This window comes from Mycobacterium sp. ZZG, assembly GCF_054786995.1.
In genome coordinates, this window is sequence record NZ_JBTBFV010000162.1 from 1 (window position 1) to 1,223 (window position 1,223).

At 61.8% G+C, this 1,223-nt stretch carries 1 protein-coding gene; it reads right to left on the reverse strand.

The features are described from left to right. A partial coding sequence (locus ACXMYJ_RS29140; protein WP_460359549.1) for an amidohydrolase family protein occupies window positions 1–1,223 on the reverse strand: 1,223 nt, incomplete at both ends.

Genomic DNA, 1,223 nt, shown 5'->3' on the forward strand with positions numbered 1-1,223 from the left:
GTGGGATAGGGCTTGGATGGAGACGTCGTGTCCTTCGGCGGCTTTGCGTAGGGCTCCGACGGTGGCCTGGTCTTTGGGGATGTGGCTGAACGCGTCGAAGTGATACCAGCGCATCGCGTTCTGGTAGGTCATCTTGTCGACCTCGTCGTCGGGCACGTTGTTGGCCTTGAGGACCTCGTCGAGCTGCTCGGGCGCGCCGGGCCACATCGAATCACTGTGCGGGTAGTCGGCCTCCCAGCAGATGTTGTCCACCCCGATCTGATGCCGGGTGGTGACACCGACGGGATCGGCGATGAAGCAGGTCAGGAAATGCTCGCGGAACACCTCGCTGGGCAGCTTGCCCTTGAAGTCCTGCCCGGTCCAGGTCGAATGCATCTCATAGGTCCGGTCCACCCGCTCCAGGAAATACGGGATCCACCCCGTCCCACCCTCGGACAACGCGATCTTCAGATCCGGATACTCCTTGATCGGCCGCGACCACAGCAGATCCGCCGCGGCTTGGACGATGTTCATCGGCTGCAACGTGATCATCACGTCCATCGGCGCATCCGGGGCGGTGATCGCCAACCGCCCCGAGGACCCGATATGCACATTGAGCACCGTGTCGGTATCGACCAACGCATCCCACATCGGCTTCCAATGCTCGAAATCATGGAAACTCGGATAGCCCATCGCCGCCGGGTTCTCGGTGAACGTCAACGAATGCACCCCACGGGCGGCATTGCGCCGGATCTCAGCCGCACAGGCCTGCGGATCCCAGATCACCGGCAACGTCATCGGAATGAACCGCGCCGGATAGGCCCCGCACCATTCCTCGACATGCCAATCGTTGTAGGCCTGCACCAACGCCAACGAGAACTCCGCATCCTCGGTGGCGAACAACCGGCCCGCGAACCCCGGAAACGACGGAAAACACATCGACCCCAAAATCCCGCCGGCGTTCATGTCCTTGACCCGCTCATCAACCTGCCAACACCCGGGCCTGATCTCATCGAGCCCCTGCGGCTCCAGGCCGTACTCCTCTTTCGGCCGGCCCGCCACCGCATTGAGCGCCACGTTCGGGATCACCACATCCCGGAACTGCCAGGTATCACTGCCATCCGGGTTGTGCACCAACCGCGGCGCCTCATCCAAATACCTGCGCGGCAGATGATTCTTGAACATGTCCGGCGGCTCGACGATGTGATCATCCACGCTGATCAAAATCATGTCGTCCTTGTTCA